A 16,913-nucleotide genomic window follows, 5' to 3' on the forward strand; every position below is an offset into this window, starting at 1 on the left:
GGTTACCACCGGGCTAACGGGGCTGTTATGCGGGTGCCGGGAATCGACAGGATGGCGGCGCGAAGCGACGGATAACGGGCGTCGATCTCCGGGTTGCCTGCAATTGGGGCTCACGCATGGCGCGGCGTCACAGTCATCGGCGAAGCTCTGGGGATGCGTGTCAGGCTCTTGGTGACAACGCCTCGGGTGCCGCCAAAACAAAACGGGCTACGCAATGCGTAGCCCGTTCTTCAATGCTGGTGCCGGCGGCAGGACTCGAACACGCCACCTGATGGTTATAAATTTTCAATTACTCAATATATTCATTATTAAGCAAAGAGATCCGTATGTAGCAAAAATCTAAGGTACTTTAGATTAAGTAACTTAGCGTAAGGGAATGCAGACAGTCCGGACTAGTATCTGCGCTGCCTTCGTACTGCGCGTCCACGACCGATGCAATTGTCTGATGAACGCCAGCGGCATGAGCTCAACTACGGCGGCGACTACTTTCCCAAACGGCCTGCGGACACCCCGGAGTCTTTCGCGTTACATTGCGTGCAAGTCCCTACTCGCGAAAACTATGCCTGCCGTCCAAATCCCGTCAAACGCGGCTACTACGCTCCAAGCCTATTTCTCGCAAACGCCCGGATTTGCTCGCGAAAACGCCGATAGGATGGTAGCCGTTGTACTGGTCCATTTGGATCAAGATCGAAGGTCAACCGTGCCCGCATCTCGGGATAGCGAGCCTTAAAGCTCTTTAGCCTTCCCCCTTGCGTCTGGCTTGCCTCACATAGTGCGTCCAACAACACTCGCTTCGTATCTGTAGTCTGTTCCAACTGCGCTACCGGCGGTAGACAGTTGATAGGCCCTTTCAAGCGCTCATTTCCTGCAACTCTCTTTATGACCGACGGATCCGCTAGCAACCATGTCTCGAGCATTGCAACAGGGACAATAGGAATAACGCGCTCCAAAGGGATCAGACCATCCGCGGCTTCTTCAATCTCGAGTTGCCGAGCGACATCGCCAGCATTGTCGGCGTCACGATGAACAAATATGGCATCAGCATTTGGATAATGCCGCAATAACGCAACAAGCTTATCCCGAACAGTTCGACCAACGGGCGGGTTAAATATACTCAAATCGGGCGCATCCCCACTAACTTCCGCAAACCCCTCGTCAATCAAAACATTCTCAATATGATCGACCAAGCGTAAATCTGAGGGCCCCTCCCCAGTAAGGACAAAATTAATTTTCATTTTTAAGGCAATTAATTTATTCGGCCAAATCCAACGAAATTTGACTACCAGGCGGCAGGGTAAGATATGAAATAATCGAACCCTTATCAATGCACTCACGGCCTGCCGCCGATCGCCAACTTTCGCGCAAACTCTTGCAACGGATCGTGGAAGCCGGTTTTCCATCTAGCCCCCGAACCTTTACGATATCGGCGTATATTAGATCGTCGGGTGTCTCTAGCTTTACCAATACCGGAGAATGCGTGGCAATGAGAATCTGCCGCATGGGGTTGTTTTCACCGGTCGACTGAGTTGGGTCGACAGCCAATTCCTTTAGCAATGAAAGCATTGCACTCATCTTTGCCGGATGAATCCCATTTTCTGGTTCTTCGAAACAGAGGAGCCCCATGAAATCGGGATCTTCCGCCATAATGCAGAGTGCGAGGAAGCGCAATGTCCCATCCGAAAGCGCCCGCGCAGGAAGAAAAGCTCCAGATCGCTCGCGCACCTCCACGGTTAACAATTGCCTCACGGGGTCTACGTCAACCCTTACATCAGACGTAGGCATAATCTCCGAAAGCCTACTTGCAATGCGAGAGTAGACGTTCTCATCTTTACGGAACAATCTATACAGAGCCGCAGCAAGCTTTCCCCCATCAGCCCCTACGGTTCCCTCTTCATGCATTTTATTTGAGCGGCGCATTGCGCTCGGCTCAAGCGAGAGGAAGCGCCACGATTGCATTTCTCTTCGGGCAGAAAGAATGGTGGGCCACACCGAACTATTAGTATTTGCAATCACTGTCTTAGGAATATGTCGCGCCGGAATTTTCTGCGGCTGGCCACTACTTCCCCCATCTTGGTGCAGATGGATTTCGATAATTCCGTCATCCTCGACAACTTGAGTGGAAATGAAACCCGCGCCCTTTCTTTTGTTGACGATAACCTTATCGCGAAACTGGGCAGCACTCAAAGGAAATTGCAGCAGATTTACCGCTTCACCTTTATTAATATGCACGAGACTTTCGCGCGCGAGATACAATCCCAGCGAATTTGATTCCTCTTCGTGCAAGTCCCTAGCGATCTCGACTTCATAGCGCAAGAAAGTGGATTTTGCCCGGGCCTTTCTACCAAAATCGTCAATCACGTCCAACGGAACGATCATTTCGACGGCCAGCTTGAGGCGCTCACTCCGGTAGTCACCGTTTGTCCAAAATATATCGAGCGGATCATTGGATTCGGAATCACGTACCGCCAACGCCGCCTCAATTATCGACTTATCGCTCAGTAGCGAAAGAAATCTTATCGCATCAAAGATATTTGATTTACCGACACCATTGAGTCCGGCGATGCAATTAAAAGGGCCCAGCGACACTTCAAAATTAAGGAGATTCTTGAAGCCGTGCGCTTCGAGCTTTGTCAGCATTTTGTGTTCTCGATCAACATGAAAGGCCACGCATGGAGGCACGTGACTTGCGCCTAACATAAATAGTATCACTCGATTGGCGTGGGCGGAGTGTCAGATCAAGACAAGGATCGACTGACGTGAGATGAACAATATGCCCCGGACACCGCTGAGCGTTGACGGACCGTGTCCGTTGGACCAAATCCACTTCGGCGTGTGGATCTGGAGAGCTTCTCCGACTGTCAAGCATGGCCTTGCAGGTTTTGCTCAGCCGCCCGTCTATGCTGATCGCTGTAGCGACGGGGCGCAGGTGTTAGCTGAGAAGGGCAAATAGCGACTCTTCTCGAGTGCTGATGCGCAAAAACAAAACGGGCTACGCAATGCGTAGCCCGTTCTTCAATTCTGGTGCCGGCTGCAGGACTCGAACCCGCCACCTGATGATTACAAATCAACTGCTCTACCTGATGAGCTAAGCCGGCATGTCTGGTGCAGACCGCGATTCTACTGCATTGCGGTCGGCTTTGGGATGGCTTACTTCACCACTTTCAGTGCAGGCTTCTTGCCGCCGATGCGGGGCACCGGGGGCGGCGTGTCGTCGTCGCCGGGGCCGGTGTCGCTGGTGGTTGCCGGGGTTTCGGCTTCGACCGGGGCGAGCTTGGGCGGCGGGTTGTTTTCACGCTCGGTGGCGGCCTGGGTTTCCGGCAGGCTGCGTTCGACCGGGAAGGCCATGCCCTGTCCGTTCTCGCGGGCGTAGATCGCCAGCACGTTCTCTACAGGCACGTCGATCTTGCGCGAGACACCGCCGAAGCGTGCGCTGAAGGTGATCCACTCATTGCCCATGTCCAGGCCGCTGGTGGCGTCGAAGCTGACGTTGAGCACGATCTCGTTGTTCTTGACGAACTCGCGCGGCACGTTGGTGTTGGCGTCGACGAAGACGGCGATGTACGGCGTGAAGCCGTTGTCCGTGCACCATTCGTAGATGGCGCGGATCAGGTAGGGCTTGGTGGAGGTTTCAGGCATTGTGCTTCCAATGGCGCCGCGAGGGCCCGAGGGCGGATGCCGTCGGGCCGGTGCCGGTTAGCGGCGCATCACCTTTTCGGACGGGGTGAGCGCTTCGATGTACGCAGGGCGGCTGAAAATGCGTTCAGCATACTTCAGCAGCGGCGCGGCGTTTTTCGAGAGCTCGATGCCGTAGTGGTCCAGGCGCCACAGCAGCGGCGCGATGGCGACGTCGAGCATCGAAAATTCTTCGCCCAGCATGTACTTGTTCTTGACGAAGATCGGCGCCAGTTGCGTCAGGCGATCGCGGATGGCGGCGCGGGCGCGTTCGTGGTTCTTTTCCGCGGCCTTGCCCTTTTCGTTCTCCAGCGTGTAGACGTGGGTGAACAGTTCCTTTTCGAAGTTGAACAGGAACAGGCGGGCGCGGGCGCGCTGCACCGGATCGGCCGGCATCAGCTGCGGGTGCGGGAAGCGCTCGTCGATGTATTCGTTGATGATATTCGACTCATACAGGATGAGGTCGCGCTCGACCAGGATGGGTACCTGGCCGTACGGGTTCATCACCGAAATATCTTCGGGCTTGTTAAAAAGGTCGACGTCGCGGATTTCAAAATCCATGCCCTTTTCGAACAGGACAAGGCGGCAACGTTGGGAAAACGGGCAAGTCGTACCCGAATACAACACCATCATGGTTGGATTCCTTGGGCTTAGCCGGAGCTGGGTCGGACAGTAAGGTCTGCCATTCTGCCAAAGTCGCCTACCGAAAAGCAAATAAGTGGCAAATACGGCGCTTTTCGGGGTCGTGACCAGCAAAAAAGGCCAAGGGCGGCGCTACCCTTTTGGCAGCGACCGCCCCTGGCCTTGTCGGATCCGGGCCCGATCAGGCCCGTCACAGTTTTACTTCACGTCTTTCCAGTACGCCGCGTTCAGGCGCCAGGCGAACACGGTGAACACGCCCAGGAACAGCAGCACCCACACGCCCAGGCGCTTGCGGTGGTTCTGCGCGGGCTCGGCCATCCAGTCCAGGAAGCTGACGAGGTCGGCAGTCATCTGGTCGTACTCGACCTTGCTCAGCTTGCCCGGGCTCAGTTGCTCGAAGCCGGCGAACTTGTGCACCTTCTCGCCGTGTTCTTCCACTTCGGTGAACTTGGCGGCGCGCTGGCCCTGAAGTTCCCACAGCACGTGCGGCATGCCGACGCTCGGGAACACCAGGTTGTTCCAGCCGGTGGCACGGCTGTCGTCGCGGTAGAAGGTGCGCAGGTAGGTGTAGAGCCAGTCGTCGCCACGGGCGCGGGCGATCACCGACAGGTCCGGCGGCTGCGCGCCGAAGAAGGCCTTGGCTTCCTTCGGCTGCATGGCGATGTTCATGGTCTCGCCCACCTTGTCCGCGGTGAACAGCAGGTTCTCGCGGATCTGGTCGTCGGTCAGGCCGATGTCCTTGAGCCGGTTGTAGCGCATCATCGATGCGCCGTGGCAGTTCAGGCAGTAGTTGACGAACACCTTGGCGCCGCGCTGCAGCGACGACAGGTCGGCGGTGTTCACCGGCGCCGGCTCGAGGGGGAAGCCCCCCTCGGATGCCATGGCGGGCGCGCCGGCAATGCAGGCGCCGGCCAGCGCGAGGATCGAAAGCAGCTTTTTCATCTTGTGTCCTTGTGCTCTTGTCGGGGTTCGCTTCGCTCAGTGCGGGTGGAACGTGACACGCTCCGGGACCGGCTTGAACTCGCCGACACGGCTCCACAGCGGCATGGTCAGGAAGAAGGCGAAGTACAGCAGCGTACCGAGCTGCGACACCTTCTCACCAACCGGCGACGGCGGTTGCACGCCGAGATAGCCGAGCACCAGGAACACCACCACGAAGACGATCAGGATGGTCTTGTGGAAAGCGGGACGATAGCGGATGGACTTGACCGGCGAGCAGTCGAGCCACGGCAGGAAGAACAGGATCACCACCGAGCCGCCCATCACCAGCACGCCCCAGAACTTGGCGTCGATGAAGTAGAAGCCCACGGCCAGGATCACCGCGATGGCGACGGCACCGATCTTCACCCGCGCATCCTTGCTGCGCAGGAACACCATGCCCAGCAGCAGCGCGAAGAACACCCACAGGATGGGGAGGAAGTTCGACGTGGTGGCGCGCAGCATCGAGTAGAACGGCGTGAAGTACCAGACCGGCGCGATGTGCGGCGGGGTCTTCAGCGGATCGGCCGGGAAGAAGTTGTTGGCTTCCAGGAAATAGCCGCCTACTTCGGGGAAGAAGAAGATCACGGCCGAGAACAGGATCAGGAAGCCGCCCACGCCGAGCAGGTCGTGCACCGAGTAGTAGGGGTGGAACGGGATGCCGTCCAGCGGGACACCGTTTTCGTCCTTCTTGGCCTTGATCTCGACGCCGTCCGGGTTGTTCGAACCCACTTCGTGCAGCGCGATGATGTGGGCGATCACCAGGCCCAGCAGCACCAGCGGCACGGCGATGACGTGGAACGAGAAGAAGCGGTTCAGGGTCGCGTCGCTGACCACGTAGTCACCGCGGATAAACAGCGACAGGTCCTGGCCGATCACCGGGATGGCCGAGAACAGGTTCACGATCACCTGGGCGCCCCAGTACGACATCTGGCCCCACGGCAGCAGGTAGCCCATGAAGGCTTCGGCCATCAGGCACAGGAAGATCAGGCAGCCGAAGATCCAGACCAGCTCGCGCGGCTTGCGATACGAACCGTACAGCAGGCCGCGGAACATGTGCAGGTAGACCACGACGAAGAAGGCCGAGGCGCCGGTCGAGTGCATGTAGCGCACCAGCCAGCCCCACGGGACTTCGCGCATGATGTATTCCACGCTGGCAAAGGCCACCGGAATGCCGGCGGCGTTCAGCGTGCCGTCCGGCTTGTAGTTCATCACCAGGAAGATCCCGGTGACGATCTGGATCACCAGCACCAGCAGCGCCAGCGAACCGAAGAAATACCAGAAGTTGAAGTTCTTCGGCGCGTAGTAGCGGGACAGGTGGTCTTCCCACAGCTGGGTCGCGGGAAAGCGGGCGTCGATCCAGCCCATCAGGCCGGTCGTCTTGACTTGTTTTTCGGCCGCCATGATCAGGCTTCTCCTTTCTCGTCCTTGCCGATCACGATCTTGCTTTCGGACAGGAACTGGTAGGGGGGAACATCGAGATTCTGCGGAGCCGGCTTGTTCTTGAAGACGCGCCCGGCCAGGTCGAAGGTCGATCCGTGGCAGGGGCAAAGGAAACCGGGATCAGTGCCGAGCTGAGGATTGGCACCGGGGGCGAAGGGGCCCGAGGGGGAACAGCCAAGATGGGAACAGATGCCAACTACTACCAGCACGTCCTTGTGTTCCGGACGCGAACGGGTTTCGTTCTTGCAGTACTCGGGCGTCTGCATGGTGAACGGAATATCGGAATTGGGATCGGCCACTTCGCCGTCCGTCTTCTTCAGCGACGCCAGTTGCTCCTCCGTGCGCCGCATGATCCAGACCGGTTTGCCACGCCACTCGACGGTCATCATCTCGCCCGGCTTCAGGGCGCCGATATCCGCCTCGACTGGAGCACCCGCGGCTTTGGCCTTCTCCGATGGTGCAAAGGTACTGACGAAAGGAACCGCTACCGCCACGCCTCCGACGCCGCCAGCGACGGATGTCGCGATCAACCAATTGCGGCGACCTTTATCCACGCTCTTCACGTCTTGCTGGTCACTCATTCCAAACCCCAGGGGAAGTCAATTTAGATTTTGCGTCAACCATAAAGTGTACCTTAGAGACCTGCGCACTAGATAGGCAGAAAATGCCACGGCCTCGCGCGATTATCGGACATGCATCCCGGAAATCCGCCTCCACGCTTGATTTCCGGTGAGTGATGCGGCAGGCTTCCAGCTTGAAACCGTTCACCCATCGCCACAAGAAGGAGAACCCCCCATGGGCATGATCTCGGAATTCAGAACCTTCGCCGTACGCGGCAACGTCATCGACCTGGCGGTCGGTGTGATCATTGGCGCGGCCTTCGGCAAGATCGTGGATTCCGTGGTCAACGACCTGATCATGCCGTTGGTGGGCCGGGTTGTGGGCAAGCTGGATTTCTCCAGCATGTTCATTGTTCTGGCGGATCCCCCTCCGGGGACACCGCTGACGCTCGATGCCCTGAAGAAGGCCGGCGTACCGGTATTTGCCTATGGCAATTTCCTGACCATCGTTGTCAACTTCATCATCCTGGCCTTCATCATCTTTCTGATGGTGCGTGCCTTCAACCGCATGCGCGCCGCGGAACCGCCGCCGCCGCCCGCCGCTCCGCCCGAGGAAGTCGCGCTGCTGCGAGAAATCCGCGACAGCCTGAAGACCCGCTGATTCGAATCCCGAACGATAAAACGGCCCCGCTGGGGCCGTTTTGTTTTTTGTCAGATCAGACCGGATTCGGAATATCGATAAAGGTATGGCGCAGGCCAAAGCGTTCGGCCACATGCTCGCCCAGCGAGCGGATGCCATAGCGCTCGGTCGCGTGATGGCCCGCCGCCAGATAGGCCACGCCGCTCTCGCGCGCCAGGTGCGTGGTCTGTTCCGAGACTTCGCCGCTCAGATAGGCGTCGACGCCGGCAGCCACCGCGGCATCGAAATACCCCTGCGCCCCGCCCGTGCACCAGCCAACGGTGCGGATCATCTGCTCCGGAGCGCCGATCGCCAGCGGCTCCCTCCCGAGCACGCCGCCGACATGCGCAGCCAGCGCGGCGAGCGGCATCGGCGCGGGCAGCGTGCCGGTCCAGCCCAGCTGGTCGTCGCTGAAGCGGCCGGTGGGCGTGAAACCGAGCTGCAGGCCAAGTTGCGCGTTATTGCCGAATTCCGGGTGATTATCCAGGGGCAGATGGTAGGCGAACAGATTTATATCGGCCCCGAGCAGGCGCTTCAGGCGCGCGTGCTTCTGCCCCACCACGCGCGCATCCTCGTTTTTCCAGAAATAGCCGTGATGCACGAGGATGGCGTCGGCGCCCGCCTCGACCGCGGCATCGACCAGCGCCAGGCTTGCCGTCACCCCGGTCACCACATGTGTGATCTCCGAGCGACCTTGCACTTGCAGCCCGTTGGGACAATAGTCCTTGTAGCGGGAAACTTCCAACAGGCCGTTCAAGTACAATTCAAGCTCTTTTGTTTTCATTTTCTGCTCAAAACTCCAATATGTTGCGGCGCTTTTGGCTGTTCTTTGCCCAGGCTGTCACCGTCGTGCTGGCGGTCTGGTTCGTCGTGGCAACGCTCAAGCCTGAATGGCTGCAGAGGGGGCGCGTCGCGGTCCAATCCGGCTCGCCCATCGTGGCGCTCAAGGAGGTCGTGCCCAACGTGTCCGGTCCTGCGGCGGAAGGGTCATACAGCGAAGCCGCCCAGCTCGCCATGCCGGCGGTGGTCAATATCTTTACCAGCAAGAACGGCAACAAGCGCTCGCCCAATCCGCAGGCCGAGGATCCGTGGTTCCGCTTCTTCTTCGGCGACCGCCTGCCTGAGCGGCAGGAGCCGGTTTCGAGCCTGGGGTCGGGCGTCATTGTCAGCGCCGAAGGTTACATTCTAACCAACCACCACGTGGTCGATGGCGCCGACGAGATCGAGATCGCGCTGACGGACGGCCGCAAGGCCAATGCCAAGGTGGTCGGCTCCGACCCCGAAACCGACCTGGCCGTGCTGAAGGTGACGCTCAAGGACCTGCCCGCGATCACCCTGGGTCGGCTCGAGAACGTGAAGGTCGGCGATGTGGTGCTGGCCATCGGCAACCCGTTCGGCGTGGGCCAGACCGTGACGATGGGCATCGTGTCCGCGCTGGGCCGCAGCCACCTGGGCATCAACACCTTCGAGAACTTCATCCAGACCGATGCCGCGATCAACCCCGGTAACTCGGGCGGCGCGCTGGTCGATGCGCAGGGCAACCTGCTGGGCATCAACACGGCGATCTATTCGCGCTCGGGCGGCTCGCTAGGTATCGGCTTCGCCATCCCGGTATCGACGGCCAAGCAGGTGATGGAGTCGATTATCTCGACCGGCAGCGTGACGCGCGGCTGGATCGGCGTCGAGCCGCAGGACATGACGCCGGAGATTGCCGAATCGTTCGGGCTCGATGCCAAGGAAGGCGCACTGATTGCCGCCGTGGTCCAGGGCGGCCCGGCCGACAAGGCTGGCGTGCGGCCCGGCGACGTGCTGACCAAGGTGGATGGCTTGTCGATCACCGATACCACGGCGCTGCTCAATGCCATTGCGCAGCTCAAGCCCGGCGTGGACATCAAGATGACGGTGATCCGCCGCGGCAAGCCGACGGACCTGACGGTTACCATCGGCAAGCGGCCTCCCCCGCCGCGCCGCTCGCTGCCGTTTGAAGAGGAAGAATAACGCCGGCGTCGCCAGTGCCGGAGTAAGCAAAACCCGCCAGCGATGGCGGGTTTTTTTATGGCTGCCGACGCCTGCCGGCTCTTGGGGTGGCGGCAAGATCGGGACGTCGGCTTGCGTCCGGATTCGCCAGCGCGACCGAGTCCTGCCTGACGGCACCAGCTGCTACCCCGGAAACCAGGCCTCGTTCGTCCTGGCGTTAGCTGGCGTGCCGATTGTCGCGGCGGCCTCTATCCGGCTGCCAGGCGTGCGCGGAAGTCGGGGGCATCGCAGCAGCCAGGACAACCGCGTGCCGGCTCATATGGCGCATGACACAGGGTATTAGTCGCTCGCGCATTTCCCCGCCGCCTCGTCGTACAAAGAAAACGCCGGCATCCTTGCGGATACCGGCGTTTTTCAAGCCAACCTGATGCGGGCTTGCACCCGCGTCAAATTAGAACTTGTGACGCAGACCAACCACAGCACCGAACTGGTCCTTGCCTGCTTGCACGGTGTTGAAGCCGTTCACGCCCAGCAGCGAACCGTTGTCGTTCAGAGCGTACGACAGCGAGGTGTACACGTCGGTACGCTTCGACAGCGCGTAGTCGGCGGTCACGACGAATTGCCACGGATCCGCATCGCTCTTGCGGAAGTCTTGGTAGTACGCAGCGCCCGACAGCGAGAACGCCGGGGTCAGCTGGTAACCCAGACCCAGCCAGTACAGGTTGGAGGTACCGTTGATGGCACCCGGGTTGGCGGTCGTAGCGACCTGGCCCGGCAGGCTTGCGCCGTCGGCAGCCTTGGCCCAACGGTAGCCAGCGTAGACCTTGGCCGGGCCGAAGGCATAGTTGGCACCCACGGTGGCGCGGCGGATACGCTGACCGCTCTGGTCAACGGTGACACCACCAACGGTACCCGTGGTACCGTGGGCTTCGTCATAGGCAGCACCAACCGAGAACGGGCCGGCTGCGTAGTTCAGCATGGCGCCGTACTCTTGGCCGCGGCGGAAGGCGCCGGCGACTTCTTGGCCGTTGTTGTTGAAGCTGTAGAAGGCCGAGGCGGTCAGGCCACCGAACTTGCCGATGTACTTGACGGTGTTGTCAGCGCGCGAAGCGAAAGCGGCGTCCTGAGCCAGGATACCGTAGCGCGACGAGATGGCCATCGGGTCATAGATCAGACCGAAGTCATAGAAGGCGGTCTGTTGACGGCCCAGCAGCAGCGAACCGAAGTTGCTTTGCAGACCGACGTAGGCTTGACGACCGAACAGACGACCACCTTGGGCCGAACGACCGTCATCCAGGTCGAAACCGCTTTCCAGGACGAACACGCCCTTCAGACCGCCACCCAGGTCTTCCACGCCACGCAGGCCCCAGCGCGAACCGGACTGGTTACCCGACGACATGCGGAACAGATCGTCGCCGGCAGCGTTGGCCTTGCTGACGTATTCGAGGCCGACGTCAGCCACGCCGTACAGGGTCACGCTCGACTGGGCATACGCGCCACCAGCGGCCAGAGCGGCGACGGCAGCAGCAAACAGTTTCATCTTCATATCGACACTTTCCTTGTCAACTGATTGGGAAATCTTGGTTGCCCAAGTGCTTGGGCGACGCATTTACATTCACGTCTGCTGCGTATTATGTGCCAGCCCCCCCGGCCGTCAGAAGGCTTTTTCGGCGTAAACCATGCTTACTGGCGTTTTTTGTTGTCGGGGAGCAACAGGAATGCGGGCAAAAATCCCCATTTTGGTGCAAACGAGCACCCCAGCCTGCGAAAAAGCCTGCCTCAGCGCGATTCGTCCGGCTGAGTTTCTGCGGAAGTGGCCTCCTCGGCTGCCGGTCGGCCGACAAACCGCGCCAGGATCAGGCCGAGTTCGTAGAGAGCCACGAGAGGAACCGCGAGAAGCAGTTGCGACAGCACGTCCGGCGGCGTGACGATGGCGGCGATGATGAAGGCCCCGACGATCACATAGGGGCGGATCTGCTTGAGCTTTTCCAGTTCCACCACGCCGAACCGAACCAGCACGATCACCACCACCGGCACTTCGAAGGTAATGCCGAAGGCCAGGAAGGTGGTCATGGCGAAGCTGAGGTATTTGTCGATGTCGGTGGACATCTCCGCCCCCAGCGGCGCGTTGTAGTGGGCCATGAAATGGAACACCGTGGGGAACACCAGAAAATAGGCAAACGCCACGCCGCACAGGAACAGGAAATAGCTGCTCGATACCAGCGGCAGGATCAGGCGCTTCTCATGCTGGTAAAGGCCGGGCGCGACAAATTGCCAGACCTGGTACAGCACCCATGGCAGCGCGATCAGGAACGCCACCAGCAAGGTCACCTTCATTGGCACGAAGAACGAGCCGGTCACGTCCGTGACGATCATCTTGCCGCCCTTGGGCAGTGATTCCATCAGCGGCGCGGAGAACAGGTTGAAGATGACCGGCGCCCAGTAGACCAGCGAGACGAACACCAGGATGATGCCGGCCACCGCCTTGACCAGTCGCTGGCGCAACTCGATCAGGTGGGAGATGAAGGTTTCCTGCTGCGACTCGTCTTGCGGGTCTTGGGGATCGGAGGACCTGGTGTCGCTCATGGCGTGAACCGCTCAGCCGCGAGGGCTGGCAAGTGGATCGATGAAACCGCAACGTGGCGGCGTGAGGAGGCGGACACAACGACAGCGGCCACGGCGGCCGGCAGGAGTTCGCCGCGCGCCATGCTTATTCGAAGAAGGAACGGGAGGGCCGGCTCGCCGGCCGGTGCCGCTTGACGCGCGCCGCGCCCGACTGCACCCAGACGCGGACATTGTGCTGGCGCTTGAACCACAGCGGACGCGCGCCCTGCTTGACGCGCCAGCTCTTGCGCCCGTTGTGCGCCTTGTGCGCCGCGTCCCAGCTGGGCACGAAGCCGCCGCCCGCGTCGCTGCTGCCGCCTGGGCCGGAGGCTGCGCCGGTTTCGGCGCCGCCGAGCGCTTCGTTGAGCGCCTGGGTCTGCTCGCTGACTTCTTTGTGGATGGTGCGCTCGACATCGCGCGCGGCGTCCTCGAATTCCGTGCGCATCTTGCGCAGTTCTTCCAGTTCCACCTCGCGGCTGACTTCGGCCTTGACGTCACTGATATAGCGCTGCGCACGGCCGACCAGCGCGCCTACCGTGCGCGCGACCTTGGGCAGCCGTTCGGGACCGATCACGATCAGTGCCACGGCGCCGATCAGCGCCAGCTTGGAAATGCCGAGATCAATCATGCGGACACATCATGCGGACAACATGCGGAATGGCGCAGGCGCGCAACGACACGCGCAGCGAGGTTTGCGTGGAAGGGAGGGCACACCGCCGGCTTATTGCTGGCGGGTCTTTTCCTTGGCGTCGACGTCGATGGTGGTGGAATCGCGCAGTTCCTTGGACGCGCCCGGCTGGGCCGCCTTGTCCTCGCCGTCCTTCATGCCGTCCTTGAAGCCCTTGACCGCGCCGCCCAGGTCCTGGCCGATATTGCGCAGCTTCTTGGTGCCGAACACCAGCATGACGATCACCAGCACGATCAGCCAGTGCCAAATGCTAAACGAACCCATCTCTTGCTCCTGATGCAGCCGCGGGCGCAATCATTGATGCCCGGACCCGTTGTTCCGTCCCGTGATGGCCGCGCCGGGCGACGGTTGCCGGCGCAGCTTCTGCCCGGGCGTTGCCGCCGCGGACACTCCCCTGCCAAGGCTGCCCGGTCAGGGCAGCGGTCCCTTCCAGGCGTGGCGCGGTCCACCCAGCACATGCAGGTGCAGGTGGTAGACCTCCTGTCCGCCGTCCGGGCCGGTGTTGATCACCGTCCGGAAGCCGTTGGAACAGCCGGCCGCGCGCGCCAGTTCTGGCACCTTCAGCATCATTCTAGCAAGCAGCTCTCCTTCGCCGGCGCCGCAATCGGCAAGCGAGTCGACATGCGCTTTGGGAATGACCAGCAAGTGTACCGGGGCCTTGGGATGGATATCGTGGAAAGCCAGCATGTCGTCGTCTTCATAGACTTTGTTCGACGGCAGCTGGCCAGCCACGATCTTGCAGAAGATGCAATTATCCCGAGCGTTCATGAAAATTTCATTGCGACGGCCGCGGCCCCGATGACCACCTCATGCGCAAGGCTGACCGGCATCCCGGCATCAAAACTGCTGGTCCGGGTACATCGGCTTGCTGTCGTTCAGATACAGCCAGCCCTTGACGATACGATACAGCATCCACAGCGACAGCACGCCCCAGACCGCGAAGGCCAGCGGCATCAGCACGACTGTCGCGAACAGCACCCCGCCCAGCGCGCCCCAGGCCACCGACCACCAGAACGAGCGGATCTGCCAGGCGAAGTGCGAGGCATACAGCGACCCGCGGGCGTCATCGCGCTTGACGTAGTCGATCACTATGGCGATCAGCGCGGTGATGCCGCCGGTGAGCCAGAAGATCGCATACAGCGCGTAAAGGATGTGCAGCAGCTTGCGCAGGCTGCTCAGCTGTTGGCCGTTGGGAGTGGTGACCTGCCCGGTGTAGTCGTTCGCCATAATCGCCCTCGGTTGGAAGCCTGCCTCGCGGCAGGCGGGAGACCGGCCGGCACCCGCGCGCCGGCTAGTCCTTGCGCCGGGCCTTTTCTTCCAGGCCGGACAGCCCTTCGCGCCGCGCCAGTTCGTTGACCACGTCAGCCGGCGTCAGGCCGAAGTTTGCCAGCAGCACCATGCTGTGGAACCACAGGTCGGCGACTTCATAGACCACCTTGCCGGCCGCGGCGCCGCTTTCGCCGGCGGCGCGCGCGTCCTTGGCGGCCATCACGGTCTCGGTGGCTTCCTCGCCGATCTTCTTCAGGATGGCGTCGTCGCCCTTGCTGAACAGGCGCGCCACGTAGGACTTGTCGGGATCGCCGCCGTTGGCGGGCTTGCGCGATTCCAGCACCTCGGCCAGGCGCGCCAGGACATCGTTGCTGCTGAGTGCGTTGTCGCTCATGGCTTGGTGTAGATCTGGGCAGGGTCCTTCAGCACCGGCTCGACCGTCTGCCAGTCGCCGGCGTCGGCATCGCCCTCGAATTTCTGGAAGAAGCAGGAATGGCGCCCGGTATGGCAGGCGATGCTGTCGATTTGCGTCACCTTCAGCAGCACCACGTCTTCATCGCAGTCCAGACGGATCTCGTGCACCTTCTGCACGTGGCCCGATTCTTCGCCCTTGTGCCACAGGCGCTTGCGCGAGCGCGACCAGAACACGGCCTCGCCCAGTTCCACGGTGCGCAGCAGCGCCTCGCGGTTCATGAACGCGAACATCAGCACGTCGTTCGAGCCGACTTCCTGCACGATCACCGGCACCAGGCCGTTGTCGTCCCATTTCACCTTGTTGAGCCACTTCTTCGGCATGATCAGATCCGCACGGGAATGCCCTCGCGGGCCATGAATGCCTTGGCTTCGCCCACGGTATGCTGGCCGTAGTGAAAGATGCTGGCGGCCAGCACCGCGTCGGCGCGGCCCTGGGTGATGCCGTCGGCCAGGTCCTGCAGGCCACCGACGCCGCCCGAGGCGATCACCGGCACCGGCACCGCATCGCTGACCGCGCGGGTCAGCTCCAGGTCAAAGCCGCTCTTGGTGCCATCGCGGTCCATGCTGGTAAGCAGGATTTCGCCGGCGCCGCGCGTGGCCATCTCGCGTGCCCATTGCACCGCGTCCAGCCCCGTTGCCTTGCGCCCGCCGTGGGTGAAGACCTCCCAGCGCGGCGCTTCGCCCGGGGCGGAGCTGCGCTTGGCGTCGATCGCCACCACGATGCACTGCGAGCCATAGCGCGCGGTGGCATCCGACACCAGCTGCGGGTTGGCAATCGCCGACGAGTTCACACTGATCTTATCGGCGCCGGCATTGAGCAGCCGGCGCACGTCTTCGACGGTGCGCACGCCGCCGCCTACCGTCAGCGGGATGAACACCTGCGAGGCGACGTCCTCGATGATATGCAGCATCAGGTCGCGCCCGTCGCTGGTCGCGGTGATGTCCAGGAATGTGATCTCGTCGGCGCCCTGCTCGTCATAGCGGCGCGCGATTTCCACGGGATCGCCCGCGTCGCGCAGCTCGACAAAGTTGACACCCTTGACCACCCGCCCGTTGGTCACGTCCAGGCAGGGGATGATACGTTTGGCTAGCATGAGATTCCTTGTCCGCCACCGCTGCCGTGCCGGCAGTGGCCGGGCGGCCGCGCCCCGCGGCGCCGTTGCCTTATTGCCCGTTGCGCAGCTTGTCCGCGCGCGCCTGCGCGTCGGCAAAGTTGAGGTCGCCGGAATAGATCGCACGGCCGCAGATGACGCCTTCCACGCCCTCGCCCTCCACCGCGCACAGGTTATCGATATCGGCCAGGTTGGACAGCCCGCCGCTGGCGATCACCGGGATCGACATCGACTGCGCCAGCTTGACGGTGGCATCGATATTGATCCCCTGCAGCATCCCGTCGCGGCCGATGTCGGTGTAGATGATGGCCTCGACGCCGTAGTCTTCATACTTGCGCGCCAGGTCCGCCACCTCGTGGCCGGTCAGCTTGCTCCAGCCATCGGTGGCCACCTTGCCGTCCTTGGCATCGAGCCCGACGATGATATGGCCGCCGAAAGCCGAGCAGGCGTCCTTCAGGAACCCGGGGTTCTTCACCGCCGCGGTGCCGATGATGACGTACGAGAGCCCGTCGTCCAGCCAGCGCTCGATGGTGTTCAGGTCGCGGATGCCGCCGCCCAGCTGCACCGGGATCTCGTCGCCGACCTCGGCGATGATGGCCTTGATGGCGGCCTCGTTGCGGGGCTTGCCCACGAACGCGCCGTTCAGGTCCACCAGGTGCAGGCGGCGGGCGCCCTGCTCCACCCAGTGGCGTGCCATGGCGGCGGGATCTTCGGAAAAGACGGTGGCCTGGTCCATGTCGCCTTGTTTGAGGCGTACACACTGACCGTCCTTCAGGTCGATGGCCGGAATGAGCAACATATGCGTGACGAGCGTG

20 protein-coding genes and 1 tRNA gene are annotated in these 16,913 nt (G+C 61.4%); 2 read left to right on the top strand and 19 right to left on the bottom strand.

Translation table 11 applies throughout. The annotated features are described in order from the left end of the window. Positions 1-593 precede the first annotated feature (593 nt). The 8 genes from GA0116996_RS28150 to petA form a co-directional block, all read right to left on the bottom strand. Positions 594-1,334, bottom strand: a complete 741-nt coding sequence (locus GA0116996_RS28150; protein WP_141693772.1) for a hypothetical protein — start codon at positions 1,332-1,334, stop codon at positions 594-596. Further along, positions 1,252-2,637, bottom strand: a complete 1,386-nt coding sequence (locus GA0116996_RS25940; protein ID WP_092317473.1) for an AAA family ATPase — start codon at positions 2,635-2,637, stop codon at positions 1,252-1,254. The genes GA0116996_RS28150 and GA0116996_RS25940 overlap by 83 nt, the downstream gene beginning before the upstream one ends. A gap of 382 nt (positions 2,638-3,019) precedes the next feature. Next, a tRNA-Thr gene (locus GA0116996_RS25945) sits at positions 3,020-3,095 on the bottom strand. Positions 3,096-3,147: 52 nt separating this feature from the next. Beyond that, a complete protein-coding gene (locus tag GA0116996_RS25950) occupies positions 3,148-3,636 on the bottom strand; it encodes a ClpXP protease specificity-enhancing factor (RefSeq protein ID WP_012354071.1) in 489 nt (162 codons plus the stop codon). Positions 3,637-3,693: 57 nt separating this feature from the next. Next, on the bottom strand, positions 3,694-4,305 hold the full coding sequence (locus GA0116996_RS25955; RefSeq protein WP_010812311.1) for a glutathione S-transferase N-terminal domain-containing protein: 612 nt from the start codon (positions 4,303-4,305) through the stop codon (positions 3,694-3,696). Positions 4,306-4,512: 207 nt separating this feature from the next. Beyond that, positions 4,513-5,256, bottom strand: a complete 744-nt coding sequence (locus GA0116996_RS25960) for a cytochrome c1 (protein ID WP_012354072.1) — start codon at positions 5,254-5,256, stop codon at positions 4,513-4,515. Positions 5,257-5,292: 36 nt separating this feature from the next. After that, complete coding sequence (locus GA0116996_RS25965) at positions 5,293-6,696, bottom strand: cytochrome b (protein ID WP_092317477.1); 1,404 nt, start codon at positions 6,694-6,696, stop codon at positions 5,293-5,295. A gap of 2 nt (positions 6,697-6,698) precedes the next feature. After that, on the bottom strand, positions 6,699-7,316 hold the full coding sequence (gene petA / locus GA0116996_RS25970; RefSeq protein ID WP_018004948.1) for a ubiquinol-cytochrome c reductase iron-sulfur subunit: 618 nt from the start codon (positions 7,314-7,316) through the stop codon (positions 6,699-6,701). Positions 7,317-7,530: 214 nt separating this feature from the next. Here petA and mscL point away from each other — a divergent pair, with 214 nt between their 5' ends. Continuing rightward, positions 7,531-7,956 (top strand): large conductance mechanosensitive channel protein MscL, encoded by a 426-nt coding sequence (mscL, locus tag GA0116996_RS25975; RefSeq protein ID WP_092317480.1) that lies wholly within the window; start codon positions 7,531-7,533, stop codon positions 7,954-7,956. Positions 7,957-8,011: 55 nt separating this feature from the next. Here mscL and GA0116996_RS25980 read toward each other — a convergent pair whose 3' ends face one another. After that, entirely contained in the window at positions 8,012-8,758 is a 747-nt protein-coding gene (locus GA0116996_RS25980) for a Nif3-like dinuclear metal center hexameric protein (RefSeq protein WP_092317483.1), read from the bottom strand. Between the two features lie 20 nt (positions 8,759-8,778). Here GA0116996_RS25980 and GA0116996_RS25985 point away from each other — a divergent pair, with 20 nt between their 5' ends. After that, complete coding sequence (locus GA0116996_RS25985) at positions 8,779-9,972, top strand: Do family serine endopeptidase (protein WP_018004945.1); 1,194 nt, start codon at positions 8,779-8,781, stop codon at positions 9,970-9,972. A 430-nt stretch (positions 9,973-10,402) separates the two neighbouring features. Here GA0116996_RS25985 and GA0116996_RS25990 read toward each other — a convergent pair whose 3' ends face one another. The 10 genes from GA0116996_RS25990 to hisA form a co-directional block, all read right to left on the bottom strand. After that, positions 10,403-11,497 carry a porin gene (locus GA0116996_RS25990; RefSeq protein WP_092317486.1) on the bottom strand — a complete coding sequence of 365 codons (1,095 nt, stop codon included), beginning with the start codon at positions 11,495-11,497 and terminating at the stop codon, positions 10,403-10,405. 233 nt (positions 11,498-11,730) lie between these two features. Continuing rightward, the gene (tatC, locus tag GA0116996_RS25995; RefSeq protein ID WP_092317489.1) at positions 11,731-12,537 is read right to left on the bottom strand and encodes a twin-arginine translocase subunit TatC; all 807 of its coding nucleotides are present in this window, start codon (positions 12,535-12,537) and stop codon (positions 11,731-11,733) included. A 124-nt stretch (positions 12,538-12,661) separates the two neighbouring features. Next, the gene (tatB, locus tag GA0116996_RS26000; protein WP_092317492.1) at positions 12,662-13,183 is read right to left on the bottom strand and encodes a Sec-independent protein translocase protein TatB; all 522 of its coding nucleotides are present in this window, start codon (positions 13,181-13,183) and stop codon (positions 12,662-12,664) included. Between the two features lie 93 nt (positions 13,184-13,276). Next, the gene (gene tatA, locus GA0116996_RS26005) at positions 13,277-13,507 is read right to left on the bottom strand and encodes a Sec-independent protein translocase subunit TatA (protein WP_092317495.1); all 231 of its coding nucleotides are present in this window, start codon (positions 13,505-13,507) and stop codon (positions 13,277-13,279) included. 147 nt (positions 13,508-13,654) lie between these two features. Beyond that, entirely contained in the window at positions 13,655-14,011 is a 357-nt protein-coding gene (locus GA0116996_RS26010; RefSeq protein WP_092317498.1) for a histidine triad nucleotide-binding protein, read from the bottom strand. Between the two features lie 69 nt (positions 14,012-14,080). Further along, entirely contained in the window at positions 14,081-14,470 is a 390-nt protein-coding gene (locus tag GA0116996_RS26015) for a DUF4870 family protein (protein WP_165835222.1), read from the bottom strand. 64 nt (positions 14,471-14,534) lie between these two features. After that, on the bottom strand, positions 14,535-14,906 hold the full coding sequence (locus GA0116996_RS26020) for a phosphoribosyl-ATP diphosphatase (RefSeq protein WP_012354084.1): 372 nt from the start codon (positions 14,904-14,906) through the stop codon (positions 14,535-14,537). After that, positions 14,903-15,307, bottom strand: coding sequence for a phosphoribosyl-AMP cyclohydrolase (hisI, locus tag GA0116996_RS26025; RefSeq protein WP_092317504.1), 405 nt, complete (start codon positions 15,305-15,307; stop codon positions 14,903-14,905). The genes GA0116996_RS26020 and hisI overlap by 4 nt, the downstream gene beginning before the upstream one ends. Positions 15,308-15,309: 2 nt before the next feature. Then, positions 15,310-16,080, bottom strand: coding sequence for an imidazole glycerol phosphate synthase subunit HisF (hisF, locus tag GA0116996_RS26030; RefSeq protein ID WP_062801924.1), 771 nt, complete (start codon positions 16,078-16,080; stop codon positions 15,310-15,312). Between the two features lie 70 nt (positions 16,081-16,150). Further along, complete coding sequence (gene hisA / locus GA0116996_RS26035; protein ID WP_092317507.1) at positions 16,151-16,897, bottom strand: 1-(5-phosphoribosyl)-5-[(5-phosphoribosylamino)methylideneamino]imidazole-4-carboxamide isomerase; 747 nt, start codon at positions 16,895-16,897, stop codon at positions 16,151-16,153. Positions 16,898-16,913 lie beyond the last annotated feature (16 nt).

Source organism: Cupriavidus alkaliphilus (assembly GCF_900094595.1).
Classification (GTDB): Bacteria; Pseudomonadota; Gammaproteobacteria; order Burkholderiales; family Burkholderiaceae; genus Cupriavidus; species Cupriavidus alkaliphilus.